This is a genomic window from Methylibium sp. T29 (assembly GCF_000576205.1).
In the GTDB taxonomy this organism is placed as follows: Bacteria; Pseudomonadota; Gammaproteobacteria; order Burkholderiales; family Burkholderiaceae_C; genus Methylibium; species Methylibium petroleiphilum.
This window is the reverse complement of record NZ_AZND01000009.1, coordinates 14,145-40,704: the sequence shown is the minus strand read 5'-3', so window position 1 is coordinate 40,704 and position 26,560 is coordinate 14,145. Positions and strand designations below refer to the sequence as shown.

The window sequence follows — 26,560 nt, the reverse complement described above, 5'->3', positions numbered from 1 at the left end:
CTGCCGGGCGCCGCGGGACCGCGGCGTCAGGCGGCCAGCGCCCGCAGCGCCATCGAGTTGAAGCGCTCGGCGATCTGCCGCGGCCCGACGCGGCCCGAGGGCTTGAGCCACAGGTAGCTGTAGAAGTACATGCCCAGCAGGCCCTTGAGCACGATGGCGTCGTAGGGGCGGAACACGCCCTGGCGTTCGCCATCGACCAGGATGCTCTTCCACGCACCCTCGTAGCGGGCGTGCAGCGCCATCACCTCGCGGTGCCGCTCGCCGGTGAGCGACTGCACCTCGCGGAAGCACACCGTCAGCTCGGCCTGGTGCGACGCGATCTTCAGCATCAGGTAGTCGCCCAGCAGCACCAGCCGCTCGGCCGGCGGCAGCTCGCTGCGTGCCACTTCGGCGGCGTGCGCGGCCAGGTCGACGATGTACTCGCGGCTGATGTCGTACAGCAGGTCTTCCTTGCTGCGGATGTGGTGGTAGAGCGCGCCGCGCCCGAGCGAGACCGCGTCGCCGAGTTCGGCGATGCCGACCGCGTGGAAGCCGCGCGCCGCGAACAGTTGGGCCGCGGTCTTGAGGATGCGATCGCGCTGGGAGGCTTCGGCGGGGGCCTTGTTCTTGTTCATCGGTCGTTCTGAAATCGGCAATCGACAGCCGGATTCTAGAGGCCGCTGTACCGTTTGTTCCACCCTTCGATACGGGGTCGGCGCGAGCGCCGATCGGTGCGTGGGGGTCGCTCTCTATTGCTGCGTGCACTGCCTGCCCATACGCTCTGTTCTGCCCCCGCCATCATCTGTTCCATTGACCGATACCGATGAGAGCCCAGCGCCATACGTACGATCTTGCCGAGGTGTTCGAACAGATCTTCTCGGCCGCGCCGTGGCCGATGCTGATGCTGGGCGAGGACGCCGCGGTGCTGGGTGCGAGCGACGAATACGGCCACGGTGAGTCCGACTCCGACCTGCCGCTGCGCGCGCGTGCGCCGCACTACCTGGCGTCGTTGCGCGGCGGCCCGCCGTGGTCGGCCGCGCAGGAGGCCGACAGCGTGCGGACGCTGCCCTCGGGGGCGCAGGTGCACGAGCGGCTCTTCCTGCGCCGCACGCCCTGGGGGGCCAGCCTCGTGATCGTCGACCAGACCGACCTGCGCCAGCTCCAGACCTCCGACCTGCAGACGGCACGGCTCGCGGCGCTGGGCTTCATGGTGGCGGGCGTCTGCCACGAGATCACGAACCCGCTCACCTCGCTGCACTCCATCGTGCAGATCCTGCGGTCCGAGAAGCAGCCGAGCCCGGCGCTGCTGGACAAGGGCTTCGACAACATCGCGGTCAACGTCAAGCGCATCCTCGACATCTCGCGGCGGCTGGTGAAGTTCTCGCGCGTCGGTGACGAGCCGCGCTACGGCTTCGCGGTCGACGAGGCCATCGAGGAGGCGCTCTACGTGCTGCGCCAGGACGACCTGCTGCGCGACGTGGAGCTGCAGTACCTGCGCCGCGACGCGGGCCTGAAGGTGTTCGGCAACACGGGGCAGATCCGCGAGATCTTCCTGAACCTGTTCGTCAATGCCGCTCAGGCGATGGCGGGCCGCGGCACGCTGCGCATCGAGACCCGCGAGGCCGGCCCGATGGTCGAAGTGCTGGTCGGTGACACCGGCCCGGGCGTGCCGGCCGAGGCCGTGGGCCGCATCTTCGAACCCTTCTTCACCACCAAGTCCAGCATGCACGGCACCGGGCTCGGGCTGGCGATCAGCACCGAGATCGCCCACGAGCACGGCGGCAGCCTCTCGCTGCGACACACCGGCAGCGAGGGCGCCACGTTCTGCGTCGCGCTGCCCAGGGAACGCGCATGAGCAGCCAGCCCCGCAGGGAAGCACCGGCCGAGGCACGGCGGCCGTCGGAACAGGTGCTCGTGATCGACGACGACCACGGCATCGGCGACTGCGTCGAGATGCTGCTGCAGCGCGCCGGCTACACCTGCGTGATCACGCGCACCGGCGGCGAGGGCCTGGCGCAGCTCCGCAGCCGCGAGTTCGACATGGTCATCACCGACCTGCGCCTGCCCGACGCCAGCGGGCTGGACATCGTGGCGGCCAGCAAGGCGGCCAACCCCGAGACGCAGGTGATCCTGATGACCAGCTTCTCGTCGGTCGAGAGTGCGATCGAGGCGTTGCGCCTGGGCGCCAACGACTACGTGATCAAGCCCTTCGACAACGACGACTTCCTGTTCTCGGTGGAGCGGGCGCTCGGCGAGCGCCGCACCCGCATGGAGAACGTGGCCCTCAAGCGCAGCCTGCGCAAGGCCTATTCCCAGAACGCCATCATCGGCGAGAGCGACGGCGTCAAGCGCCTGCTGGGCATGATCCAGCGCGTGGCCGCCACCGAGGCCAACGTGCTGATCCAGGGCGAGAGCGGCACCGGCAAGGAACTGGTGGCCCAGGCCATCCACTTCGGCGGCAATCGGGCGCACCGGCCGTTCGTCGCGGTGAACTGCGGGGCCATTCCGGCCGAGCTGATCGAGTCCGAGCTGTTCGGCCACGTCAAGGGCGCCTACACGGGCGCGGCCTCGGCCAGCGAGGGCCTGATCCGCGAAGCCAGCGGCGGGACGCTGTTCCTCGACGAGATCTCGGAGATGCCGCTCAACGTGCAGGTGAAGCTGCTGCGGGTGCTGCAGGAGCGCCAGGTGCGACCGCTCGGTTCGGGACAGAGCTACATCACCGACACGCGCTTCCTCGCGGCGAGCAACCGCAACCTGAAGGAGAGCGCCGAGAGCGGCAGCTTCCGCGCCGACCTCTACTACCGCCTGAACGTCATCACGATCCACGTGCCGCCGCTGCGCGAGCGCGGGGCCGACATCGAGCTGCTCGCGCGCCACTTCATGCAGTTGTTCAGCCGCAAGTTCGGCAGCCGGGTCAGCGGCATGGACCGGGACTTCATCGACTTCCTGCACCGCCACTCCTGGCCCGGCAACGTGCGCGAGCTCCAGAACGTGATCGAGCGCGCGGTGATCCTGGCCGATGCCGACATCCTGAGCGCCGCCGACCTGGAGGAAACGATCGCGCTGCCGGCCAAGGAGACCCACCTGCCGCTGGGCAGCGGGTTGCCCCTGTCGGTGGAGGAGTACATCAAGGAAGTCGTGCTGCTCTACCAGGACCGGCACGGCGAGGCCGAGCTTGCGGCGATGCTCGGCATCGGCCGCAAGGCGCTCTGGATGCGCCGCCGCAACTGGGGCCTGCACCGGCAGCGCGAGCGCGCACCGGCCGGCGACGAGCTAGACCACCTCCACCGCGTTCAGTGAACCGCACGGAAAGCAGCCATGTCGAACGAATCCGCCGAACTGCTGACACCGAACCTGATCCTCGCGCAGACGGGTTTCTTCCAGGGCCTGACCGCGCGCCAGCTCGAGCGCATCGCGCTGCTCAGCGAGGTGCAGCACTGCAGCGAGGGGCAGCAGGTCTACCGGGTCGGCGAACCGGCCAGCCTGGTCTATGTGCTGGTGCGCGGCATGGTCCGGCTCGCGGTGGGCTACGGCGAGCGCAACGCGAGTGCCGGCAACATGCTGCGGCGCGGCGAGGTGTTCGGCTGGGCGGCGCTCACGCCGAGCTGCAACCTGCGCATCGCCACCGCCACCTGCCTCACGCCCTGCAGCTTCCTGGCGATCGACGGCAACGGCCTGCTCGGTCTGATGGAGCAGGATCACACGCTGGGCTACCGCCTGATGACCCAGCTCAACCGCATCATCTCCGGCACGCTGACGGCCTTCGCCGCGGTTGACGCAGAGCCCGCGCGGCCGACGCGCTACAGCGCGCGCAGCAGCAGGCCGGCTCCGACCGCGACGCACAGCGCGCCCACGGCGCGGCGCAGCAGCGCGGCATCGACGGCGTGCGCGAGATGCACGCCGATCCACACGCCGGCCACCTCGAACACCGTCAGCAGCGCGGCGAGTTCGAGGTCCACGATGCCGTGCGCCAAGTGGCCCACGCTGCCCGAGACCGACGCAGGATCTGCACCACCTGGCTGGCGCCGATCGCGGTCAGCGGCGCGAAGCCGCTCAGCACCATCATCGGCACGGACAGCGCCGGACCGCCCACGCCGGTGAGCCCGGATCCGAAGCCGGTGAGCGCGCCGATGCCGAACAGCAGCGCGCGCCGCCACTGCGGCCGACCCTCGAAGGCGGTGCGGCGTCGTGCGCCGCCCCCGAGCAGCGTGTAGACACCGGCCAGCACGATCAGCACGGCCAGCACCAGCCCGAGCAGGTGGGCATCGAGCAGAGCGTTGGCCCAGGCGCCGACCGCGCCGAACAGCGCGCCGCCCACGCACAGCGGCAGCGTCACCGACCAGTCGATGCTGCCGCGCCGTTGGAAGAACCAGGTGCCGACGATGCCGGTGAAGATGAAGGTGAAGAGGGCCGTGGCCATCGACGCCTGGATGGGCAGCGGCGCCAGCAGGTTGAGCGCCGGGATCAGCAGGATGCCACCCACTCCCACGGCGCCGATCAGCACGCCGACGACCAGCGCGACCGCGATCAGCCCGGCCATCATGGGGTGCCGGCCGGCTCGCGCGGTGTGCCGTCGGGCAGCGTGCGCTGGCACTGGCTGAAGATGCGGGCCGGGCAGTGGCGGCAGATCTGCGGGTCCAGCCGCGGGTAGAGGGCGTCGATCACGTTGCTGCCGATCGCATGCAGGTTCTCGCGGCCGATGGCGTCGAGGTGGCCAGAGCGCGCCAGCACGTCGACGGCCGACGGGTGCAGGCGGTGGAAGTACAGGCCGCCGCCGAGCTGGCGCCGTCGGCGCGCCTCCTGGCCCAGCAGCTCGGCCCCCGAGCTGTCGATGAAGTTGATGCCCGGCGCCAGCACGAGCAGGTGCTTGTGGCCGGGATCGGCCGCGTCGATGTCGCGCAGCCGGCGCTGCACGTGATCGACGGCGCCGAAGTAGATGGGCCCGTCGATGAAGACCATCTTCAGCTGGCAGCAGTCGGGCTCGTCGGTCTGCGGCACGAAGTGGTAGCTGTGCGCGCCCGGCGCCGGGACCGCGTCGCGGATCTCCGGCCGGGCGGTGCGCTCCAGGAACACCATCAGCGACAGCAGCACGCCGACGTAGATGGCGAACTCGAGGTGCAGGAACAGGGTGGCGAGGAACGTCGCCGCCAGCACCGCAGCCTCGGCGCGACTGGTCCGCAGGATGCCGCGGATGTGGTGTACGTCGACCAGCGAGTACGCGACGACGAGCAGGATCGCCGCCATCGACGCGATCGGCAGGTAGCGCACCAGCGGCGCCAGCGCCACCAGCGTCAGCACCAGGAACAGCGCCGAGAACACCGGCGCCAGCGGCGTCTTCGCGCCGGCTGTGTGGTTGACCCGCTGCGCGTGAACGAGCCACTGGAGACATAGCTCGAGGCGAAGCTGCCGACCACGTTGGCGAGGCCCTGGCCGATGAACTCCTGGCTGCTGTCGATGCGCTGCCCCGACTTGAGCGCGATCGCGCGCGCGATGGCCACCGCCTCGGTGAGCGAGAGCATCGCGAGCGCCAGCGCGATCGGTGCGAGCTGCCTCAGGGTCTCACCCGAAGGATCGGCATCGACAGCGGCGGCAGGCTGCGCGGGATGGCCGACACCATCGCGATGCCCGTCTGCGGGCCGAACAGCGCGGTCAGCGCCAGCGCATGCAGGCTGCCGACCGCCATGGCGACGATCATGTGCGGCGCGCGCGGCAGCCAGGTGCGCGTGCCCACCGCGGCCAGCAGCGTGACGATGCCCACGCTCAGCACGTGGACGTTGGTGTCCGGCAGGCGCTGCACGAACAGGCGCAGGGTCTCGATGAACGAGGCGCTGGCCGGCGCGGTGATGCCGAAGAAGTTCTTCAGCTGGCTGGTGGCGATCAGCACCGCGGCGCCGGCGGTGAATCCGATCACCACGCTGTGCGAGATGAAGTTCACCAGCACGCCGAGGCGCGCCAGCCCCATCGCCAGCATCAGCAGCCCCGTCATGAAGGTGAGGCTCAGCGCGAGCTGGATGTAGGCCGCGCTGCCCGGCTCGGCCAGCGGGCTGAGCGTCGCGAAGATGACGATCGACAGCGCGGCGGTGGGGCCGGACACGAGATGCAGCGACGAGCCGAACAGCGCGGCCACGATCACCGGCACGATCGCGGTGTAGAGGCCATAGGCCGGCGGCAGCCCGGCGATGCTGGCGTAGGCGACCGCCTGCGGCACCAGGATGATGGTGCCCGTGAGTCCGGCGAGCAGGTCCGCGCGCAGGCTGCGCCGGTTCACCATCGGCCACCACTGCAGCATGGGCAGGAGCCTTGCGAGCCAGCGGTCGGTCGTTGCCATGGTGCTTTCGTTGGGACGCGCGTGAGGGCGGTGCGATGCGCGCCGCCCTCACGTCGTCGCATCGCCAGCGCCTCGTTCAGCAAAGTTGGTGCCACGCACGCCAGCGTGGACATCGCGGCGCATCGGCACGTGCGCGTTTCGAATGGAAACGGTCGCCGGTTTCGCTGTGAAACGTCGGTCGGTCCAGCGCGCTGATGGAAACCCTTGGAAGCGCCGCAACATCGGTTCGATGAAGCGCGATTTCGGCCTCCGCGCGGCCCGGAAACCGCGATTTTTCCCTTGGGCACGGACCGTGCAATGAAGGTGTCGTCACGGACGCAGCGGTGACCTCGAGCGCTGTGTCATCCCTGTCTTCGCAACTCACGGAGAGCCGCATGTCGCGCAATGCAACCGAGTGGCAGCAACGCCCCAATTTCCCCGACACCCACTTCGTCAGCACCGACATCTACACCGACGAGCAGATCTTCCGGCAGGAGCAGGAGCTGATCTTCAACAAGGTGTGGATCATTGCGTGCCACGAGTCGGAGCTGCAGAACGCCTACGACTACCGCACCTTCAACCACCCGGGCGGCGCGCCGCTGATCGTGGTGCGCGGCGAGGACATGAAGGTCCGCAGCTTCTACAACATCTGTCCGCACCGCGGCAACACGCTGCTCTACGAGCCGGTGGGCAATGCCAAGCGCATCACCTGCATCTTCCATGCATGGTCGTTCGACGTGAAGGGCAACTGCATCGACATCTCGCGCGGCAAGCAGGGCTACCAGGACCGCTACGGCTGCGAGCAGGCCGGCCTGCGCGAGGTGAAGACCGAGATCGGCTACGGCGGCTTCGTGTGGGTCAACGTGGATGACCAGTGCTCATCGCTCGGTGAGTACATCGGCGACTCGATGAGCATGCTCGACGAGCAGCTGAACATGCCGCTCGAGGTCTTCCACTATCACAAGGCCGTGGTCAACACGAACTACAAGCTGTGGCACGACACGAACAGCGAGTTCTATCACGATTACATGCACTACTTCAATCGCATCACCGGGATGATCCAGCCCGGCTATTTCGATCGGAAGTACACCGGCTACCCCAACGGCCACGCCTCGGTCGGCTCGATGGCGATCAAGTACGACGCCTACGAGGGCAGCAAGGCGCGCGGCGTGGGCTGGCCCGGCCTGGCGCCGGGAGGCTGGGTGCTGATCGACATCTTCCCGGGCATGACGTTCAACCTGCGCACCTCGGTGCTGCGGATGGACACGGCGATCCCGCTGGGGCCGAACAAGCTGCTGATCGAGTTCCGCGGTCTGGGCCTCAAGAGCGACACGCCCGAAGAGCGGGCCGAGCGCATCCGCGACCACAACACCATCTGGGGGCCGTTCGGTCGCAACCTGCACGAGGACCTGCTTGGGGTGCATGGCCAGGGGCTGGCGATGCGCGACCGCACCGACAGCAAGTGGGTGCTGCACGGGCGCGAGGAGAACATGACCATCCACGACGAAGGCGGCATGCGCCACTTCTATGCGGAATGGAGTCGCCGCATGGGCCGCATGGCCCATGACCCGCACGGCAAGGCCGGCACGGCCCAGGCCGCCGCCTGAGTCCGGACCACCGACGCGAGGAACACCGTGGACACACGCACCGCCATCACCGAACTGATCAGCCGCTCGGCCATGACCCTGGACGAGAAGAAGTTCGACGCCTACCTCGAACTCTGCGATCCGGCCTACGTGTACCGGATCACCGCCTACAGCCCCGAGATCCGCAAGGAGATGACCTGGCTGGAGCACGACAAGCCGGGCCTGAAGACGCTGTTCACCAACCTGCCGCGGCACAACAGCGACCAGTCGCCGATGACCCGCCACGTCTGCGTGTACACGGTGAAGCTCGACGACGGCGCGGCGCAGGCCGAGGTGGTGAGCACCGTGCAGGCCTACCGCACCACGCTGGACGGCGGCACGACCGAGCTGTTCGCGGTCGGCAAGATCTACGACCGGGTCGCGCTCGGCGCCGAGGGCCCGCGGATGCTCGAGCGCAACGTGCGGCTCGACACGCGGATGCTCGGCTTCGGCTACCACATCCCGATCTGAGCGCCGGCCACGGAGCCACCCCATGAAGATCGAAGTCAAGGCGCGCAACCGCGCCCACGCGTTCGACGCCGAGCCGGGCAGCCGGGTGCTGTACGCCGGGCTCGGCCAGGCCATCGACCTGCCCTACGAGTGCGGCAGCGGCACCTGCGGCACCTGCAAGGCGCGGCTGCTGTCGGGCGAGATCGACGACCTGTGGCCCGAGGCGCCCGGCCGCAAGTACCTGAAGCAGGCCGACGAGTTCCTGATGTGCCAGTGCGCCGCGCGCGGCCCGCTGTCGATCGAGGTGGCGAGCTTCGTCGAGGACCTCGAGCCCGATGTCTGCATCCCGCGCGCCGCGTCCGGGCGCATCGTCGCCGCCCGGCTGCTGACGCACGACGTGATGTCGCTGCGCATCGCGCTGGCCGCACCGCTGTCGTTCGACGCCGGGCAGTTCGTGCTGGTCCAGGTGCCGGGGATCGACGGCTACCGCGGCTGGTCGATGGTGAACCACGCGAAGGACGCCCTCGAGCTCGACTTCGTCATCAAGAAGAAGCCCGACGGGAAGCTGTCGGACTGGCTGTTCTCGGCCACGCCGGCCGGCACCGCGGTCGAGCTGTTCGGTCCGCTCGGCGCGGCCACCTTCTATCCGGAGCTCGACAAGAACATCCTCTGCATCGCTGGCGGCAGCGGCATCGCCGGGATGATGTCGATCCTGGAGCGGGCCGCGCGGGCCGACTACTTCGCCAGCCACGACGGCGACGTCTTCTTCGGCGTGCGCTCGATGAAGGACGCGTTCTTCCTCGACGAGTTCAGCCGCCTGCGCGCCGCCTGTGGCGAGCGACTGCGCGTCACGATCGCGTTCTCCGAGGAGCCGGCGTCCGACGCGTTGCGGGCGAGCCATCCGCTGCTGCAGTTCGAGACCGGCTTCGTGCACGAGGTGGCCGGCCGTGGCATGCAGGGGCGCTATCAGGGCGTGCGTGCCTACCTGGCCGGGCCGCCGCCGGCGGTGGACGCCTGCGTGCGCATGCTGCTGATGGCGCGCGTGTCGACCGACAACATCCGCTACGACAAGTTCAGCTGACGACGGGCCCCCCATGAAGCGCATCCGCATCTGCAGCGCCAGCGAGATCCCCGGCCAGGGGATGAAGTGCTACGACACGGCCACGGGCAGCAAGGTCCTGGTGGTGAACAGCGGCGACCAATTCCACGCCTTCCAGGGCCTGTGCCCGCACCAGGACGTGTGCCTCGACGAGGGCTTCTTCGACGGCAGCACGCTCACCTGCCACCAGCACCTGTGGCAGTGGGACGTGAAGACGGGCGAGGCCCTCGGGCTGGCCGAGGCGCCGCTGGAGCGCTACGAGATCGAGCACGTCGACGGCGAGATCTTCGTGCTGCAGTCCAGTGCGCTGCGGGCCTGCGAGCTGTTCAAGGGCATCTCCGACGCGGTGATCGGGCGGCTCGACGCCCTGGCGCGGCGGGAGGAGCACGGCGTGGCGGCGGCGCTGTACGACATCGGCGATCCGGCCGACGACCTCTACATCCTCGAATCGGGCCGCGTGGAGTTCGAGATCGGCCGCGAGGACCGCACGCGCATGGCGGGCTTCATGCTGCGCAAGGGCGAGATGTTCGGGTGGGCCGCGCTGCTGCAGGACCAGCCGCGCCGCATCGCCCGCGCCACCTGCATGGAGCCGTCCACGTTCCTGCGGCTCAAGGGCGAGGACGTCCTGAAGGTGCTGGCGGAGGAGCCGGCGGCAGGCTTCCTCGTGATGCGCCAGCTCTCGACGCTGATCACGCGGCATCTGCGCACGCAGGGCGGCAAGTGAACCGCGCCGCACGGGAACCGACGCAAGGAAGGCAAGCAACAACAAGGAAGCCCGCAGAGGGAGTCGAATGGTCCGATAAAACCGGGCCCGCTGCGCGGGCACCGCATGAACCAACAAGGAGACAAGCATGACGTTCTGGATGAATCAGCGTGTACGCGCGGCCGCCGCAGCGATGGCGGTGGCTTGCGGCCTCGGCATCGGGGCTCCTTCGACGGCGCTCGCCGCCGACCTCGACTACGGCAAGCCGGGTGATCCGGTCCAACTGGTGATCGGCTACCAGCCGTACTACACCCAGTCGTGGTCCGGCGTGGTCATGCGGGGCAAGAAGTTCTACGAGAAGTACCTGCCCAAGGGCTCCACGGTCGACTTCTCGATCGGCCTGCAGGGCGCGGTGATCGTCAACGCCATGCTGGCCGGCAAGCAGCACATCGGCTACATGGGCGACATGCCGGCGATCGTCTCGACCACCAAGGAGTCGGTGGCGGACATCCGCATCGTCGCGACGCTCGGCGTCGGCTTCGACCAGTGCAACATCCTGCTGGCCCGCAACGACGCGCCCAAGTTCGGCAACGGCAAGGAAGGCGTCAAGTGGCTCGAGGGCAAGCGCATCGGCATCCCGCTGGGCAGCTGTGCCGACCGTTTCGCGAAGGAGGCCTTCCGCAAGGAGGGCGTCGCGCCGGCGGCCATCATGAACCAGAACATCGAGGTCATCACCAGCGGCTTCCGCGCCGGCAAGCTCGATGCCGCGGCGATCTGGGAGCCCACCGCCTCGCGGCTGGTGGAGGAGGGGCTGGCGCGGCGCATCGCCAGCGGCGCGACGGTCAACGAGAAGGACGCCGGCTTCCTGGCCATGCGGGCCGACCTGATCAAGCAGCGTCCCGACGTCGCCAAGGCCTGGCTGAACGCCGAGCTCGACGCCCAGCTGTTCCTCGCCGACCCGAAGAACGCGATGGAGGTGGCGGCGATGGCCGCGCAGCAGGCGACCGGCTTCACCGAGAAGATGCTGTGGCACTCCCTCTACGGCCAGTACCCTGCCGAGATCGGCGGGATCCCGGTGCGCATGCAGATGCCCTTCACGCTGACGCCCGACGTGGTGGCGCAGATCAACCAGTCCGCGGCCTTCCTGTTCTCCATCAAGAGCATCAACGTCGAGAAGCTGCGCGCCGACGCGCTGATGAACGACATGGCGGCGCAGGTGCTCAAGGAGCGCAACCTGAGTTCGCCGATCGGTGAGGTCAAGTCCATGCCCGACAGCGAGTACGGCAAGAAGTAGCCGGCCGTTCGGCCCCGATCGAGAGAGAGCAGCCGGTCATCGCCGCGGCCAGGGGCCGCAGGCGGTGCCGCCACTCGGCCCCATTCAGGAGGATGCATGGATCACATCGGTGCGGTGCTCAAGCGAGCCATGCCGTTCCAGACGGTACCGCCGGAGATGCTTCAGGAGATCGTGAAGCTGTCGAAGCTGAAGTCGTATGCGCGTGGCGACATGATCTACGACCTCGACGAAGAGGCCGACGATGTCTACATCGTCGCCTCCGGCAGCGTGAACCACGCCCTGCGCAGCGAAGCCGGCGGCGAACTGCTCGAGAAGGTGATGCGCCCGGGCGACGTGTTCGGCTGGGCGGCCGTACTGACCGGTCGCAATCGCCGCATGGCCCGGACGGTGTGCCTGGAGCGTACCGAGGCCATCCGCATCAACGGCGGGGCGCTGATGGCGCTGATCAAGCAGTCTCCGGCGCGCGGCGACGTGGTGATGAGTCGTTTCGCGACCATGATCACCCGCGAGTTCTCGGCGTCGCCGTCGGTCGCGGCGCGGGTGCCGCATTTCGGCGCAGCCGACTCCGGCGCGGCGCAGGGCGGTGGAGGCGGCGACGGCTGGGCGCGCACGATGTTCCGCCTCTCGCAGTGGCTCAAGAGCCCCAAGCCCTACATGATGCTGGCCGGCTACGCCATGCTGCTGGGCTTCTGGTACTTCACGGTCGAGGTCTGGAAGCTGCCGCGCTTTCGGGACATGCCGGGCCTGACGACGGTGTTCACCGAGATGTTCAACCGCCATCCGGTGTACGGGCTCTCGATCTACACGCCGGAGTACTACGACCACATCTGGGCCAGCGTGCGGCGGGTCGCCACCGCCTTCTTCCTGGCCACCGGGCTGGGCGTGCCGCTCGGGCTCTTTCTCGGCTGGTCGAAGACCTTCCGCGAGTACGTGTTCCCGATCTTCGAGACGCTGCGGCCGATCCCCATCCTGGCGTGGGTGCCGCTGGCGATCCTGATGTTCTCGGGCACCGAGACGCCGGTGATCTTCCTGACCTTCCTGGCCTCGTTCTTCGCCACGGCGCTCAACACCATGCTCGGCGTCGAGTCGATCGACGAGTCCTACAGCCGCGCGGCCTACTGCCTGGGCGCGAGCAAGTGGCAGGTGTTCCGCGAGGTCATCGTGCCGGGTTCCATGCCCTACATCTTCACGGGGCTGCAGATCTCGGTCGGGGTCGCGTGGTTCTCGCTGGTGGCCGGCGAGATGGTCTCGGGCGAGTTCGGCCTGGGCTATGTGATCAACACCTCGTACACGATGGTGCAGTACCCGACGATCGTGATCGGCATGGTCACGCTCGGTGCGGTGGGCTACGTGACCAGCGCCATGGTGCGTGTGGTGGGCGACATGATGATGCAGTGGCGCGTGCGCGAGCTGGCGTTGGGAGGACGCTGAGATGAACACCACCCAGGAAAGACAGCGCCAGTCCGGCGGCCGGGCCGCCACGCAGGGCGCGATCCGCATCGACGATGTCGTCAAGGTCTACGACCCCGACGGCGCGGCCGTGATGGCGGTGGACCATTGCACGCTCGACATCGCGGCCGGTGAGATCTGCATGATCGTCGGGCCCTCGGGCTGCGGCAAGACCACGCTGCTCAACGCGATCGCGGGCTTCCACAGCATCAGCTCGGGCACGATCACGATGGACGGCGAGGTGCTGTGCGGTCCCGGCAAGCCCAAGGCCGAGCCGGGCTCGGACCGCATCGTGGTGTTCCAGAACGGCGCGCTGTTCCCGTGGAAGACCAACCTCGAGAACGTCGCCTTCGGCCCGCTGATGCAGGGGAAGATGGGCAAGAAGGAGATCTACGAGAAGGCCCGTCGCATGATGGCCGATGCCGGCCTGAGCGGCACCGAGAACAACTACCCCGGCGAGGTGTCGTCGGGGCTGCGCCGGCGCGTGGAGATCGTGCGCGCGCTGATGAACGACCCGAAGGTGCTGCTGTTCGACGAGCCCTACCGAGCGCTCGACTCGCTGACCAAGTCGGTCATGCACGAGGCGCTGCTGGAGATCTACTACAAGAACAAGGTCACGATCTTCTTCATCACCCACGACCTCGAGGAGGCCATCTTCCTCGGGCACCGGCTGGTGATCATGACCTCGCGGCCGTGCCGGCCGAAGAAGATCCTCGATGTCGACATTCCCCATCCGCGCGACTACAGCGTGCTGACCAGCCCGCGCTTCCGCGAGCTGATGGAGGAGACCAGTGCGATCGTGCACGAGGAAGCGAAGAAGTCCTTCGCGGCCGGCGAGAAGGAGGGCTGAACCATGAGCCATGGCATCACCCGGTTTCGCCAGCGCGTGCTGAGCCGCTCGACGCTGCGCGCGATCATCGCGCTGACGGCCTTCGTCATCCTGTGGGAACTGGGCGCGCGCTCGCCCGAATGGCTGGGCTTCGCGCTGCCCTGGATCGGCCAGGTGCCGGCGCCCAGCGGCGTGCTCAAGGCCTGGGCGGGCCTGCTGGGCAACGCCGGCTACTGGGAGAGCTGGTACCTCAGCCTGGTCCGGGTGCTCGCGGGCTTCGGCGCGGCGATGCTGATCGGCATCCCGCTGGGCCTGATGATGGCCGTGAGCAAGGCGGTGCACGGCGTCGTGTTCCCGAGCTTCGAGCTGCTGCGGCCGATCCCGCCGCTGGCCTGGGTGCCGGCCTCGATCATCTTCTGGCCCACGGCCGAGATGTCGATCGCCTTCGTGACCTTCCTCGGCGCCTTCTTCACCATCGTCATCAACGTCGTCGGCGGGGCCAAGTCGATCGACGTGCGCTACTTCCAGGCGGCGCAGGCGATGGGCGCGTCGCAGTGGGACATCTTCCGCCGCGTGGTGCTGCCGGCCACGCTGCCGTCGATCGTGGTCGGCTCCGCGGTGGGCATGGGCATCACCTGGGAGGTGGTGGTGGCGGCCGAGATGATCTCCGGGGGCGGCAAGAGCGCCGAAGGCGGGGGACTGGGCTTCTTCATCTGGAACTCGTACGTGGGCGGTTCGTACGAGCAGATCGTCGTCGGCATGATCAGCATCGGCATCGCGGGCTTCGCCTGCAGCGAGGCGCTGCGCGCGCTCGGCGGACTGGTCACGCCCTGGTTGAAACAGCGTTGAGGAGTGCACGATGGCCCAACACAAGCCTTCGGGCAGCACGCGCGGCGAGATCCAGGTCCGCAACGTCACCAAGACCTACGGCACCGGACCGTTCGCCAAGACCGTGGTGCAGGACTGCTCGTTCACGATCGAGCGCAACAAGCTCACCGTGATGATCGGCCCGTCGGGTTGCGGGAAGAGCACGCTGATCCGGTTGCTCGCGGGCTTCGAGAAGCCCGACAGCGGCAGCATCCAGATCGACGGGCGGCCCATCACCGGGCCCGGCAAGGACCGTCTCGTGGTGTTCCAGGAAAGCGCGCTGTTCCCGTGGATGACGACCATGGACAACATCCTCTACGGACCGCGCGCGCGCGGCGAGCAGAACGGGCAGACGCAGTCGCAGGCCGATTTCCTGCTGGAGAAGGTGGGACTCAAGGCCTTCAGCCGCAAGTACCCCACGCAGTTGTCGGGCGGCATGCAGCGACGCGCCGAGCTGGCGCGGGCGATGATCAACAACCCCGACGTGATGATCCTCGACGAGCCGTTCCGCGGCCTCGACGCGATGTCGAAGGAGCTGATGTGGGAGTACTACTCCGGCCTGTACGAGGAGTCTCACCGCACCAATTTCTTCGTGACCACCGACATCGACGAGGCGATCTTCCTCGCCGACCGCCTGATCGTGATGACGAACATCCCGACGCAGGTGAGGGCCACGCTCGAGGTCGACATCCCGCGGCCGCGACGGCTGGCCAACGCCTTCGACAGCGAGCGCGCCAACGAAATCAAGATGCAGGCGCTGTCGCTGCTGCACGAGGAGGCCATGAAGTCCTTCTCGGGCGGCAGCCGCGCCGCGGCGGACTTCATCGAGGCCTATGCCAAGCGCACCGGCAAGGCGCCGGCCGAGGCGAAGCAGCCGGAATGACACCTGTCGCGCCGTCGACCCGAACAACGAACGAACCATCCAAGAAGGAGAACGATCCATGGCCAGCAAGAAGGTGATCGACATGCGCAGCCGCCCTGCGTTCCTGCACGACTTCTACGGCAAGACGCGCGGCACGCCGGAGTTCGAGGTCGTGAAGTGGCTGAACGGCCGGGTCGGTTCGCGCGACCTGGAGCACTTCACTCATTCGAAGAACATCGACGGCTACCTGCGCGACATCAAGGAGACGAGCATCACGGCGGCGGTGGTCGTCGGCCGCGACACCCCCGGCATCAAGCACTCGAACGACGAGATCCACGACCTCGTCAAGGGCCACAAGGAACTGGTCGGGGTGGGCTCGATCGATCCGCACCGCTGGGGCGTCAAGGCGGCGATCGACGAGGTGGAGCGCGCGGTGCGGCAGCTCGACCTGAAGGCGATCAACGTCGAGCCCGGCTTCGGCAGCCCGCTGTGCAAGGCCGACGATCCGATGCTGTTCCCGATCTACGACGCCTGCGCGCAGCTCGGCGTGCCGGTCTCCATCATGTCCGGCCCCACCGCGCCGAGCCTCGACATGGTGACGCCGACCGCGGTCGGCCATGTGGCGAAGGCCTTCCCCAAGCTGTCGATCATCTGCTACCACGGCTTCTATCCGTACGTGAACGAGATCATCGGCGTCGCGTTCCGCTGGGAGAACGTGTTCATCGTGCCCGACATGTACATCTTCGCGCCGGGAGGCTCGCTCTACGTCGAGGCCGCGAACGGCTGCATGCGCCACCAGATCCTGTTCGGCAGCTCCTACCCGTTCCGGCCGATGGGACAGTCGATCAACGACTACCGCACCCTCGGTTTCGCGGAGGGCGTGATCGACGACGTGATGTACGGCAACGCGAAGCGCGTGCTGAAGCTCGGCGTCTAGCCGCCCGGACCGGAGAACCGCCGTGAAGGACCTCGAGATACGCGCCGCGCGGCTGTCCGACGTGCCGCGTCTCCTGGAGTTCTACAAGCAACTCGACATCACGCCCGAGCCCGAGATGCCGATCGAACACGCCTGGGCGCGCTTTCTCGACCTGGAAGCGAACCCGCTGCACCACATCTACGTGGCGGAGTCGAACGATCTCATCGTGGGTACCTTCGCGGTGGTCTTCGTGGGCGGCATCTCCCACGGCGCGCGCGACTCGTGCATCGTGGAAGACGTGGTCGTGGCGCCGGACGCCCAGGGGCAGCGGATCGGCCGGCGGATGATGCAGTTCGCGATGAAGCTGTGCGCGGCGCGCGACTGCTACAAGCTGGTGTTGTCGAGCCACGTCAATCGCGAGAAGGCCCATGCCTTCTACGAGGGCCTGGGTTTCCGCAAGCACGGCTACAGCTACCTGATCGACCCCGGCGACGCCGCCGCTCCGGCGGCGCCTGCCTGACCGACCGGAGGAGACTCGCATGGTGGAGGCCGACGAACGCGGTGCCGAGTACAGCATCCAGGTGAGCGCCGTGGCGGACGCCGGCTGCTCGGTCTATCGAGCACGGGTCGTGGTCAAGGAGTTGCCTGCGATGCGCCCGGTGTTCTGCGACGACGTGCTGCCGCAGGAGCAGACCTGGCCTCAGCTTCAGGAGGCGCTCGCCGCGGCGCTCGCCCGGGGGCAGCGGTTCGTGCGCTTCGCGCTGTGCCGCCGGTTCGCCGAGGGCATGGACGACGACGAGGCGGCCTGGGAGGCGATGCCTGCCGGGCTGGCCCGCAGAGCGGCCGCGACATGCTCGCCGGTCGAGTGGCGCAGCACCGGGCTCCATCCGACGTGGACGCAGTGACGTCCGTCGCGCCCGAGGAAGCCGGGGGCCGCAGAACGCCGTCGCTGCCAGCGTGCGATGACGACGGCGCGTCGCGGGCGGGTGTCGAGTTGCGGGCGACGATGGCCGCAAGGCAGCACACGTCTCCGAAGCGTCTGGTCGAGCCGGGCCCCGACGCGGACCAGATCGAGAGCCTGTTCTGCGCCGCCGCGACGGCGCCGGACCACGGCCGGCTCGTACCCTGGCGCTTCGTGATCGTTCCTGCCGACCAGCGCGCGCGCCTGGCCGAGGCCTTCGCGCTGGCCTTGATCGACCGTGATCCCGGCGCGACCCTGGTCCAGATCGAGGCAGCCCGGCTCAAGGCCTGGCGTGCCCCGTGGATTGCCCCTGGCGATCGCGAGATTGCGAGACGACGAGCGCGATGCCGACGCCGTCCCCGCGGCCGAGCGGCTCGTCTCGCTCGGCGCCGCGCTCCAGAACCTGCTGCTCGCGGCGCACTCGATGGGCTTCGGCAGCGGGTTGACCAGCGGCCGCGCGATGGATTCGGCCCGCCTGCGCGGCCTGTTCGGCGTGCAGCCGCAGGAGCAGGCCGTGTGCTTCGTCAACGTGGGCACCGTGGTGGGACGGCGACCCGTGTCGCCCAGGCCGGCGCCGGCCCGGTTCGTCAGTTGCCTGTCGTAGTGGCCGGCCGGGGCTGCGGCGTATGCTCGCCGCCACCGCAATCCTCGGTGCGCACGGATGAGCAACTTCTACAACGATCACATCCTGCCGCGCGCGGTCGATGTCATCTGCGGTCTGCCCAGCTTCGAGAGCGGGCGCGCGGAGCTGGTGCCGCAGGCCTCGGGCCGGGTGCTCGAGATCGGCATGGGCACGGGACGCAACCTGCCGTACTACCGCGCTGCCGGACTGCAATGCCTGTGCGGTGTCGATCCCGGCCTGCATGCCCTGGCCCGGCGCCGGGCCGAGGCCGCAGGCCTGGAGATCCATGCGCTGCCGCTGTCGGCCGAACGCATCCCGGTGGACGACCGCAGCTTCGATTGCGTGGTGTCCACCTTCACGCTCTGCACCATTCCCGATGCGGCCCAGGCGCTGAAGGAGGTCTACCGCGTGCTGGTGCCAGGCGGGCGCCTGCTGTTCCTGGAGCACGGTGCCGCGCCTGACGCGTCGGTGCGGCGCTGGCAGGATCGCCTCACGCCGTACTGGAGGCCGCTGGCCGGCGGCTGCCATCTCAACCGCGAGATGCCGGGGCTGATCGAGTCGGCGGGCTTCCGGATCGAAAGTCTGCAGCGCCGCTACCGGCCCGGGCGAGATGGCTGACCAGTCTGTACTCGGGGTCGCCCGACGCAGCGACGATCGTTGAGCCTTCACTCCGGCGACCAGTCAGTGCGCTGCTGATTTCGCTTGCGCCATTGAACGCGGACAAATATAGTCTGCGTTATGGCGCACCTCACCAGCAGTGTCGAATACGGCCTCCATTGCCTGCTCTGGCTGGTGGACGCCGGCGAGACGCAACCGAGCAGCCGCGACCTGGCGGAACTGCAGGGCATCTCGCCCAGCTTCGTGGCGAAGATCTTCCCGAAGCTGGAGAAGGCCGGCATCGTGGCGGCCAGCGCCGGCGTGCGCGGCGGCTACCGCCTGGCGCGGCCGGCGGAGCGCATCACGGTGCTGGACGTGGTGGACGCGATCGAGGGCGACAAGCCCCTGTTCGACTGCCAGGAGATCCGCGGTCGTTGCGCCGTCTTCGAGGGCGACGCGCCGCGCTGGGCGACCGGCGGCGTCTGCGCGATCCACGCTGTGATGCTGCGCGCGGAGAAGTCGATGCGCGACGCCCTGGCCCAGGAAACGCTCGCCGGCCTGGCCCTCACGCTGGGCCGCAAGGCGCCGGCGCGTTTCGGCCCGGACGTGCAGGCGTGGCTGAGCGACCGCGGCCAGTCGCGCGGCACCGCCAGGACCGTGCCGATCGCGCCGCTGCGGCGCGATCACGACCCGTGAACTGAGCGTCCCACCCCCTGATCGGCACCGCTTGCCCGGAGGCCTGCCGGCCCATCGGGAGCGCCGCCGCATGCCTGCGCGTCTTCTTCGAGCGCCGGAACCTCGCCACTTCTATCCTCATCAAGAAAGCATCGAATGACCCAGAAGATCGTGATCGCAGGCTCGGGCTTCGCCGGGACGTGGGCGGCGCTGTCGGCCGCTCGGGCCGTGTCGCTGGCCGGTCGGGAGCGCGACGTGGAGATCCTCGTCGTGTCGCCCACGCCCCATCTGCACATCCGCCCGCGCCTCTACGAGACCGCGTTCGAGGAGATGGCGCCGGACCTTGCGCCGCTGTTCGCGGCGGTCGGTGTCCGCCACCTTGCCGGGGTGGTGGAGGCCGTCCACACGGAGCGGCACGAGGTGGACGTGACCGGCACCGACGGCCGGCGCGTCACGCTGCCTTACGACCGCTTCGTGCTGGCGACCGGCAGCCGGCTGTTCCTGCCCGACGTGCCCGGTCTCGCCGAGCACAGCTTCAACGTCGATCAACTGGCCAGCGCGATGGCCCTCGACGCCCATCTGCGCTCGCTGGTCGAGCGGCCGGAGACGGCCGCGCGCAACACGGTCGTGGTGGCCGGCGGCGGCTTCACCGGCATCGAGACCGTGACCGAGATGCCACGGCGCTTGCGTGACATCCTCGGTCCGGACGCGAAGATCCGTGTCGTGATGGTGGAACAGGCACCGGTCATCGGTCCGGATCTCGGGCCGGTGCCGCGCCCGGTGATCGAGTCGGCCCTGGCCGAGTGCGGCGTGGAGGTGAGGACCTCCGCGGGGGTCGTGGCGATCGACGCCGACGGCGTGACCCTCTCCAGCGGCGAACGCATCGCGACCCACACCGTGGTGTGGACCGCCGGTGCCCGTGCCCACCCGCTGGCCGCGCAGATCGAGGGCGAACACGATCGCTACGGGCGCGTGCACGCCGACCCGCAGCTGCGGGCCCGCAGCGTGCCGGACGTGTTCGTCACCGGCGATGTCGCGCTGGCGGCCACCGACGGCGAGGGCCATCACGCGGCGATGTCCTGCCAGCACGCGCTGAGCCTGGGCCGAGTGGCGGGCCACAACGCTGCCGCCGAACTGGTGGGCCTGCCCACCCACCCCTACAGCCAGCCGAAGTACGTGACCTGTCTCGATCTGGGGCCCTGGGGCGCCCTCTTCACCGAAGGCTGGGACCGCCAGATCAAGCTGACGCGCGAGGTCGGCAAGGCCACGAAGCAGGCGATCAACACGCAGTGGATCTATCCGCCCCAGGCGGATCGCGAGGCCGCCTTCGCGATCGCCAACCCCGACCACGTCATCGTGCCGTGATGCGCGGCAGTGCATCAGCGGGGCATTTCATTTCCGTTTGGAGTTCCTCATGATGAAGACGCTCGCTGCTCCCCTCCTGCTCGCTGGCGCCATGCTCGCTGCGCCGGGGTCCCAGGCTGCCCCGCCTGCCCACGTCGAGCAGGTCATGTCCAGGCCGCTGGCCGACCTGACCGGCAAGGAAGCTGGTGCTCACCGTGAAGTACCCGCCGGGCGGGGCCGACGCCATCCATCGGCACAACGCGCATGCCTTCGTCTATGTGCTCGCGGGAGCGATCGTGATGCAGGTTGGCCTCGACGACGCCGACGGTCGCCTGCACGCGCTCAGTGGGCTCGGGCCGGCCGGTTGATGCCGACCGCGCCGTCGTTCGCTTCGAGCCAATCGAGCACACGCGATGCAATATGATCGACCACGATCCTTTGACTTGACAGATCGTAGTTGCCAAGTGAGTCGACCAGCGCGGAGCGAAAGTACAGCAACTGCGTTCCTTGCGCCGCGAGCCAGCTTCTCAGGCCGTCTCTCATCGCCCAGTCCGAGGTTCGCGAGCCGACATCAGGATGGCCCTGGTTCCACAAGGCGCGCATGCTCGACATGGACACGACATTGACCACCGCGCCGCCGCCATTTGTGGACAGCACAGGCGCGAACGCGTCGATGAGCTGCAGCAATGGGATTGCGGGCATCTGCTGCACGTCGACGAACCCAGCGTGCGCGTCTGCTGTAGGTGGCTGCCCAGGCTCGACCAGGGCTTCGTGGTTGACGATCAAGCTCACGTCCCCGAGTTCGCGTGCCAGCGCCTTCAACTGCCCGGGCCAAGCAACATCAAGCTGCACCGGGACGAACCGGAGCAGCTCCGAGCGGCCTGCGTCGGGCGATGCCCCATAGACCTTGGCCGCACCCCGTGCCAGCAGTGCGCGTACCAGCGCGGTGCCAATACCGCAGTCGGCCCCGGTGACGAGGGCGACGGTGCCATCGATTCTCATGTGGGGATCCGGGAGGACTGCGAGCGCCCGCCAGGTCGATCCATCAGTCCTTCAAGAACGAAGCCGAAGTACCTGTCGAGATCCTCGCGATCGCATGGCATGGCATCCTCGCTGTCGAAGTAGAGGTAGAGCGTCCTCCTGCAGACGCCGGCGCGTGCGGCAATCTCGTCGGCGCGTGTTGCAGCAAAGCCCTTCTCGATGAACGGTCCGAGGGCGGCATTCAGAAGCTCCTGAGGCCGCGCGTGCTTGCGTCGTCGGATCTGGAAGGCTGTGTGTCGATCATCGAAACGGCCTGTTCGCGTGCGGCGACGCCGGTCCTTCAGCGCCGCACCTGGCTCGGCTACTTCAACAGGTCCTTGATCGCATCGAGCCGGCCTGCGCGCAGACTTCGTCGTTGTCGGGCATGCTGCCGCTCACGCCGATCGCGCCCACCAGCACATCGCCCACCTTGATCGGCAGGCCGCCGGGAATGCTGAGGACGCCGGGCGCCAAGGCGAGGCCCGGCATCGCGCCACCGCCCTTGTGGTCCTTGCCGAAGGAGAGCTCCTCGAAGACCCGTGTCGGAAACGGCGTGTTGGCCGACGCCTTGGCCTTGCTGATGGCGATGTCGCCCGAGCCGAGGAAGGCGGCGTCCATTCGCTGGAACAGGATGGGATGGGCACCGGCATCGACCACCGCGATGTTCATGCGCCAGGCCTTCTGTACCGCCAATTGACGGCAAGCGCTCGCTGCCTTCTCGGCCACGTCCAGCGACAGGACGGGCAGTCGTTCGAGCGCCGTTGCGGAAGTGGCGATGCCGGCGGCCATTGCAGCGACGGCACCGAGGCAGGTCATGCGGAGGCCCCGAGTGGGTGAGAGCCTGGAGGCAACGAAATCCGGCAGAGAGGCAAACATGTCTGGTCCTTTGCGTTTCGGGTTGAGGAAGAAGGCGTCGCGGCGAGCGACATGAGGGGGCGGCTTATGGAACGCGCGCGAGTCGCATCGCGTCATTCAGAACCTTGGCGGGCACGTCCGGCCTTTCGAGGACGATGAAGTGACCGGCTTCAGGCACCTGGATGAAGTCGGCCGCGGGGAGGAGTTGCCGGTTGGCCTGCCGGTCCGACGGTCGTGACCAATCCATTTCTCCATAGATGAGATGGACCGCTGCGCTGACCTCGGGATAACGGGAACGTGCCTCGATGAGGCTGGGCAGATTGCCGTACACCGCGCGTGCGACGACCGGGTAGCCGGGGCGGCGCCCTACCTTCAGCAGTTCATCGACGTAGTCCTCGTGCAGGGCGGCCGTGTTGCCGAGACCCCCACGGAGCACGGCGCGCATGATGGGCTTGGGTTCGACGCCGGCGACGGTCGGGCCGATGCCCGGCGCAAGCACGCCGGTCACGACGACCCGGGCCAGGAGGCTGGACCGCGCGATGCCGCCCGCGTAGTCGTAGGCATTGATCGCCACGACACGCCGCACCCGCTCGCGCAGGTCGGCCGCGGTGGTCAGGGCGAGCGTCGCGCCCATCGACTCGCCGAGCAGCGTCACGTCGCGCAGGTCGAGTCGGGTGACGAGGCTCTTCACCGCCGCGCGCATCGCGGGCTCGTCGTACGAAGCACCTGGAACGATCTGCGAGTAACCCATGCCAGGCAGATCGAGCGCGTACACCGTGTACCGCTCCTGGACCAGCGGGATGAGGTGGCGGAAGTGCTCGGCCTGCGTGCGTACGGTGTGCAGCAGGACCAACGGGGCCCCCGTTCCGCCCGCGAGGTAACGCAGTCGACCGTGGAGTTCCGGCCCGAGCGGGTCGAGAACGTGTTCGGTGGTTCCAGGAATGCTGATGGTGGATTGGGAATCGGTGGTCGCAGACAAGCTCGTCTCCTCGAAGTGGGGTGGGTGCGTCAGGGGCCCGTGGGTGTGGCCGTGGCTGTGGCGGCGAGCGGCACAGCGGCCGAGGCCCGAGCCGGGCTGTCGCGCCGGATGCGGAACCACGCGGCATACAGCGCCGGCACGAAGACGAGCGTGAGCGCCGTGGCGACCACCAGGCCGCCCATGATCGAGATGGCCATCGGCCCCCAGAACACGCTGCGCGTGAGCGGAATCATCGCCAGCACCGCGGCGGCGGCGGTCAGCACCACCGGGCGCGAGCGCCGCACCGTGGCGTCGACGATCGCCGTCCACGGCGCGACGCCGCGCGCGATGTCCTGGTCGATCTGGTCCACCAGGATGATCGAGTTGCGCATGATCATCCCGCTGAGCGCGATCACGCCCAGCAGCGCGACGAAGCCGAACGGGGCTTGGAAGACTAGCAGCGCCGGGACCACGCCGATGATCGCCAGCGGTCCGGTCAGGAACACCATCGCGAGCCGCGAGAAGCTCTGCAGCTGGATCATCAGCAGCGTCAGCATCACGGCGAACATGACCGGGAACACGGCGAACAGCGCCTCGTTGGCCTTGTTGCTCTCCTCGATGGCGCCGCCTTCCTCGATGCGGTAGCCCGGGGGCAGACTGTCGACAATCGGCTGCAGCGACGGCCGGATCTGCGCCGTCGCATACGGGCCTTGCACGCCGTCGACGACGTCGGCGCGCACGGTCAGCGCCATATCGCGGTTGCGCCGCCACAGCACCGGTTCCTCGAAGCTCGGCTCGATGCGCGCCATTTGCGACAAGGGCACGGTCGTCCCGCTGCGCGTGAAGACCTGCAGGTCGCCGATCTGGCCGATGCCCTTGCGCTCCTCCGGCACCGCTCGCACGACCACGTCGACCAGCTCCTCGCCGCGGCGGATCTGCGTGACCGGCGCGCCGTCGAGCGTCGTCTGCACGAGGCCCTGGATGTCCGCCGTGCTCAAGCCCAGCAGTCGGGCCTTGTCCTGGTCGACGTCGACCCGCACCGAGCGCACCTGCTCGTTCCAGTCCAGTTGCGTGTCGCGCACCAGGGCGCTCTGGCGCACCGTGTCGCGCACACGGTAGGCGATCTCGCGCACCTGTGCCTTGTCGGGGCCGACGACGCGGAACTGGACCGGGAAGCCCACCGGCGGCCCGAACTCCAGGCGTTGCACGCGAGCCCTGAGGTCTGGGAAGTCCTCGTCCTTGTCGAACAGCTCCATCAGGCGGGCGCGTACGCGCTCGCGCTGCTCGATGCCAGCCGTCTTGATGACGAACTGCGCGAACCCGGGGTTGGGCAGCTCCGGCTGGATGGACAGGTAGAAGCGTGGTGTGCCGGCGCCGGTGTACGCAGTGAAGAATTCGATGTCCGGGTCCTTCGCAAGCCGTTCCTCGACCCGCTTCACCTCACGCTCGGTAGCGGCGAAGGACGCGCCCTCGCGCAGCCGCAGGTCGACCAGCAGTTCGGGCCGCGAAGCGGTAGGGAAGAACTGCTGCTGCACCTTCAGCATGCCGGCGCCGGCGATACCGAGGATCAGCACCGTGGCCGCCAGAACCACGATGCGGTGCTGTACCGCCCAGTCGACGACACGGCGCAGCCGGTGGTAGACGGGCTTGTCGTACACGTCATGATGCGCGCCGGCCGACAGCTTCTTCGGCAGCAGCATCATGCCGAGGTACGGGGTGAAGATCACGGCCGCCAGCCACGACAGGATGAGCGCCACCCCGACGACCCAGAAGATGCCGCCCGCGTACTGGCCGGCGATCGATTTCGCGAAGCCGACCGGCATGAAGCCGGCGGCCGTGATCAGCGTGCCGGTCAGCATCGGAAACGCTGTCGAGGTATACGCATAGCTGACCGCTTGCAGCCGATCCCAGCCTTCTTCCAGCTTCACCACCATCATCTCCACGACGATGATGCGTCGTCGACCAGCAGGCCCAGCGCGATGATCAATGCGCCCAGCGAGATGCGGTCGAGGTTCCAGCCGGCGGCGTACATGACCGCCGCCACCAGCCCGAGCACCAGCGGCACCGACGCTGCGACCACGATGCCGGTACGCCAGCCAAGGAACAGGAAGGACACGGCGAGCACGATCGCCAAGGCTTCCAGGAACACGCGCTCGAACTCCCAGACTGATTCGGCCACGACGCGCGGCTGGTCGGCGTACTGCTGGATCTCCACGCCGGCCGGCAGTTCCTGCTGGACCTGCGCCAGCCGCTGCGCCAGCGCTTGCCCGAAGTCGAGCACGTTGCCGTTCTGCTGCATGGTCACGCCGATGGCCAGGACCGGCTCGCCGTTGTGGCGGATGCTGAAACTGGGTGGGTCCTCGTAGCCGGCGCGCACGGTGGCGATGTCGGCCAGTCGCAGCAACTGGCCACCCACCTCGAGCGTGACGTTGGCGACGTCGCGGACGTTGCTCAGTCGGCCGTCCACGCGGACCTGGACGCGGTCGTGCTCGGTGTCGGCCGAGCCGGCCGGCGTCACGAGGTTCTGGCGCGCCAGCGCATCGAATACCGCCGTCGGTGCGATGCCGAGCGCGGCCAGGCGCCGCGTGGAGACCTCCACGTACACCCGCTCGGCCTGCTTGCCCAGCACGTCGACCTTGGCTGCGCCAGGCACGCCCTGGAAGCGCCGCTTCACCGCCTCGGTGACGTCGACCAGCTCGGCCATCGACAGATCGGGGGCGCTCAGCGCGTAGAGCACGCTGTAGCGATCGTTGTACTCGTCGTTGAAGAAGGGGCCGCGCACGCCTTCGGGAAACTCCTGGCGGACGTCGCCGATCTTCTTGCGCACCTGATACCAGGCGTTGTCGAGTTCGGCCTTGCTGCTGCCGCCTTTCATCCACAGCGTGATGCCGCCGTAACCCTGGCGCGCGAAGCTGCGGACATAGTCGAAGTGATCCAGCTCCTGCAGGCGGCGCTCGATGCGGTTGAGCACCTGGTCCTGCACCTCCTGGGCCGTGGCGCCGGGCCACACGACGATGGCCGTCATCTGCGGCACGTCGAAATTCGGGTCCTCGAGGCGCCCCAGGCGGTTGAAGGACAGGCCGCCGACGATCAGCGTCGCGATGAGCAGGAACAGCACCATCGGCCGATGCGTGACGGCCCATTCTGA

At 68.4% G+C, this 26,560-nt stretch carries 25 protein-coding genes and 6 pseudogenes; 21 read left to right on the top strand and 10 right to left on the bottom strand.

All coding sequences use genetic code 11. The annotated features are described in order from the left end of the window. Nucleotides 1-26: 26 nt before the first annotated feature. Nucleotides 27-614, bottom strand: a complete 588-nt coding sequence (locus x551_RS03050) for a TetR/AcrR family transcriptional regulator (RefSeq protein WP_011828513.1) — start codon at nucleotides 612-614, stop codon at nucleotides 27-29. 224 nt (nucleotides 615-838) lie between these two features. Here x551_RS03050 and x551_RS03045 point away from each other — a divergent pair, with 224 nt between their 5' ends. The 3 genes and pseudogenes from x551_RS03045 to x551_RS24015 form a co-directional block, all read left to right on the top strand. Continuing rightward, nucleotides 839-1,834 (top strand): ATP-binding protein, encoded by a 996-nt coding sequence (locus x551_RS03045; protein WP_036230291.1) that lies wholly within the window; start codon nucleotides 839-841, stop codon nucleotides 1,832-1,834. Then, the gene (locus tag x551_RS03040; protein WP_036230293.1) at nucleotides 1,831-3,279 is read left to right on the top strand and encodes a sigma-54 dependent transcriptional regulator; all 1,449 of its coding nucleotides are present in this window, start codon (nucleotides 1,831-1,833) and stop codon (nucleotides 3,277-3,279) included. Before x551_RS03045 ends, x551_RS03040 begins: the two co-directional genes overlap by 4 nt. A gap of 18 nt (nucleotides 3,280-3,297) precedes the next feature. Continuing rightward, nucleotides 3,298-3,618 (top strand): annotated as a pseudogene (locus x551_RS24015) (cyclic nucleotide-binding domain-containing protein); the annotation flags it as partial. A gap of 161 nt (nucleotides 3,619-3,779) precedes the next feature. Here the strand turns inward: x551_RS24015 and x551_RS26835 are convergent. The 4 genes and pseudogenes from x551_RS26835 to x551_RS26825 form a co-directional block, all read right to left on the bottom strand. Then, on the bottom strand, nucleotides 3,780-3,938 hold the full coding sequence (locus x551_RS26835; RefSeq protein WP_253950286.1) for a hypothetical protein: 159 nt from the start codon (nucleotides 3,936-3,938) through the stop codon (nucleotides 3,780-3,782). Further along, on the bottom strand, nucleotides 3,911-4,519 hold the full coding sequence (locus x551_RS03035; protein ID WP_253950285.1) for a sulfite exporter TauE/SafE family protein: 609 nt from the start codon (nucleotides 4,517-4,519) through the stop codon (nucleotides 3,911-3,913). Before x551_RS03035 ends, x551_RS26835 begins: the two co-directional genes overlap by 28 nt. Further along, nucleotides 4,519-5,298 carry an STAS domain-containing protein gene (locus tag x551_RS26830; protein WP_253950284.1) on the bottom strand — a complete coding sequence of 260 codons (780 nt, stop codon included), beginning with the start codon at nucleotides 5,296-5,298 and terminating at the stop codon, nucleotides 4,519-4,521. Before x551_RS26830 ends, x551_RS03035 begins: the two co-directional genes overlap by 1 nt. Next, nucleotides 5,271-6,250, bottom strand: a pseudogene (locus tag x551_RS26825) (SulP family inorganic anion transporter). Before x551_RS26825 ends, x551_RS26830 begins: the two are co-directional and overlap by 28 nt. Nucleotides 6,251-6,681: 431 nt before the next feature. Here x551_RS26825 and x551_RS03025 point away from each other — a divergent pair. The 18 genes and pseudogenes from x551_RS03025 to x551_RS24010 form a co-directional block, all read left to right on the top strand. After that, complete coding sequence (locus x551_RS03025; protein ID WP_036230297.1) at nucleotides 6,682-7,893, top strand: Rieske 2Fe-2S domain-containing protein; 1,212 nt, start codon at nucleotides 6,682-6,684, stop codon at nucleotides 7,891-7,893. Between the two features lie 27 nt (nucleotides 7,894-7,920). After that, a complete protein-coding gene (locus x551_RS03020) occupies nucleotides 7,921-8,382 on the top strand; it encodes an aromatic-ring-hydroxylating dioxygenase subunit beta (RefSeq protein ID WP_011828520.1) in 462 nt (153 codons plus the stop codon). A 22-nt stretch (nucleotides 8,383-8,404) separates the two neighbouring features. Then, complete coding sequence (locus tag x551_RS03015) at nucleotides 8,405-9,442, top strand: 2Fe-2S iron-sulfur cluster-binding protein (RefSeq protein WP_011828521.1); 1,038 nt, start codon at nucleotides 8,405-8,407, stop codon at nucleotides 9,440-9,442. Nucleotides 9,443-9,455: 13 nt separating this feature from the next. Next, the gene (locus tag x551_RS03010) at nucleotides 9,456-10,184 is read left to right on the top strand and encodes a cyclic nucleotide-binding domain-containing protein (RefSeq protein ID WP_011828522.1); all 729 of its coding nucleotides are present in this window, start codon (nucleotides 9,456-9,458) and stop codon (nucleotides 10,182-10,184) included. Between the two features lie 127 nt (nucleotides 10,185-10,311). Then, a complete protein-coding gene (locus x551_RS03005) occupies nucleotides 10,312-11,457 on the top strand; it encodes an NrtA/SsuA/CpmA family ABC transporter substrate-binding protein (protein ID WP_152543385.1) in 1,146 nt (381 codons plus the stop codon). A gap of 96 nt (nucleotides 11,458-11,553) precedes the next feature. Further along, nucleotides 11,554-12,888, top strand: a complete 1,335-nt coding sequence (locus x551_RS03000; protein WP_036247499.1) for an ABC transporter permease subunit — start codon at nucleotides 11,554-11,556, stop codon at nucleotides 12,886-12,888. A 1-nt stretch (nucleotide 12,889) separates the two neighbouring features. After that, on the top strand, nucleotides 12,890-13,756 hold the full coding sequence (locus x551_RS02995) for an ABC transporter ATP-binding protein (protein ID WP_011828525.1): 867 nt from the start codon (nucleotides 12,890-12,892) through the stop codon (nucleotides 13,754-13,756). Nucleotides 13,757-13,759: 3 nt separating this feature from the next. Further along, a complete protein-coding gene (locus x551_RS02990; RefSeq protein ID WP_011828526.1) occupies nucleotides 13,760-14,584 on the top strand; it encodes an ABC transporter permease in 825 nt (274 codons plus the stop codon). A 10-nt stretch (nucleotides 14,585-14,594) separates the two neighbouring features. Next, on the top strand, nucleotides 14,595-15,485 hold the full coding sequence (locus x551_RS02985; RefSeq protein ID WP_011828527.1) for an ABC transporter ATP-binding protein: 891 nt from the start codon (nucleotides 14,595-14,597) through the stop codon (nucleotides 15,483-15,485). A 58-nt stretch (nucleotides 15,486-15,543) separates the two neighbouring features. Further along, on the top strand, nucleotides 15,544-16,401 hold the full coding sequence (locus x551_RS02980; RefSeq protein WP_036230300.1) for an amidohydrolase family protein: 858 nt from the start codon (nucleotides 15,544-15,546) through the stop codon (nucleotides 16,399-16,401). Between the two features lie 22 nt (nucleotides 16,402-16,423). After that, on the top strand, nucleotides 16,424-16,900 hold the full coding sequence (locus tag x551_RS02975; RefSeq protein ID WP_011828529.1) for a GNAT family N-acetyltransferase: 477 nt from the start codon (nucleotides 16,424-16,426) through the stop codon (nucleotides 16,898-16,900). 19 nt (nucleotides 16,901-16,919) lie between these two features. Further along, nucleotides 16,920-17,285: a hypothetical protein gene (locus tag x551_RS02970; RefSeq protein WP_036230304.1), complete on the top strand. Its 366-nt coding sequence runs from the start codon at nucleotides 16,920-16,922 to the stop codon at nucleotides 17,283-17,285. Next, nucleotides 17,231-17,590 (top strand): annotated as a pseudogene (locus x551_RS28080) (nitroreductase family protein); the annotation flags it as partial. The gene x551_RS02970 and the pseudogene x551_RS28080, both read left to right, overlap by 55 nt. A 43-nt stretch (nucleotides 17,591-17,633) precedes the next feature. After that, nucleotides 17,634-17,945, top strand: coding sequence for a nitroreductase family protein (locus tag x551_RS28075; RefSeq protein WP_343252108.1), 312 nt, complete (start codon nucleotides 17,634-17,636; stop codon nucleotides 17,943-17,945). A 57-nt stretch (nucleotides 17,946-18,002) separates the two neighbouring features. Continuing rightward, on the top strand, nucleotides 18,003-18,581 hold the full coding sequence (locus x551_RS02960; RefSeq protein WP_036230308.1) for a class I SAM-dependent methyltransferase: 579 nt from the start codon (nucleotides 18,003-18,005) through the stop codon (nucleotides 18,579-18,581). A gap of 120 nt (nucleotides 18,582-18,701) precedes the next feature. After that, on the top strand, nucleotides 18,702-19,256 hold the full coding sequence (locus x551_RS02955) for an Rrf2 family transcriptional regulator (protein ID WP_036230311.1): 555 nt from the start codon (nucleotides 18,702-18,704) through the stop codon (nucleotides 19,254-19,256). Between the two features lie 135 nt (nucleotides 19,257-19,391). Next, entirely contained in the window at nucleotides 19,392-20,600 is a 1,209-nt protein-coding gene (locus x551_RS02950) for an NAD(P)/FAD-dependent oxidoreductase (protein WP_036230313.1), read from the top strand. Nucleotides 20,601-20,691: 91 nt separating this feature from the next. Continuing rightward, nucleotides 20,692-20,887: pseudogene (locus x551_RS24010) on the top strand (cupin); the annotation flags it as partial. Between the two features lie 34 nt (nucleotides 20,888-20,921). Here the strand turns inward: x551_RS24010 and x551_RS02940 are convergent. The 5 genes and pseudogenes from x551_RS02940 to x551_RS02925 all read right to left on the bottom strand — a co-directional run bounded on the left by x551_RS02940 (nucleotide 20,922) and on the right by x551_RS02925 (nucleotide 26,533). Beyond that, the gene (locus x551_RS02940; RefSeq protein WP_051495569.1) at nucleotides 20,922-21,581 is read right to left on the bottom strand and encodes an SDR family NAD(P)-dependent oxidoreductase; all 660 of its coding nucleotides are present in this window, start codon (nucleotides 21,579-21,581) and stop codon (nucleotides 20,922-20,924) included. 98 nt (nucleotides 21,582-21,679) lie between these two features. Further along, a pseudogene (locus tag x551_RS26820) lies at nucleotides 21,680-21,841 on the bottom strand (helix-turn-helix domain-containing protein); the annotation flags it as partial. 85 nt (nucleotides 21,842-21,926) lie between these two features. Beyond that, a complete protein-coding gene (locus x551_RS02935; protein ID WP_161727948.1) occupies nucleotides 21,927-22,415 on the bottom strand; it encodes a heme-binding protein in 489 nt (162 codons plus the stop codon). 124 nt (nucleotides 22,416-22,539) lie between these two features. Beyond that, nucleotides 22,540-23,433 (bottom strand): alpha/beta fold hydrolase, encoded by an 894-nt coding sequence (locus tag x551_RS02930; protein WP_036230314.1) that lies wholly within the window; start codon nucleotides 23,431-23,433, stop codon nucleotides 22,540-22,542. A gap of 29 nt (nucleotides 23,434-23,462) precedes the next feature. Continuing rightward, nucleotides 23,463-26,533 (bottom strand): annotated as a pseudogene (locus tag x551_RS02925) (efflux RND transporter permease subunit). Nucleotides 26,534-26,560: the final 27 nt, after the last annotated feature.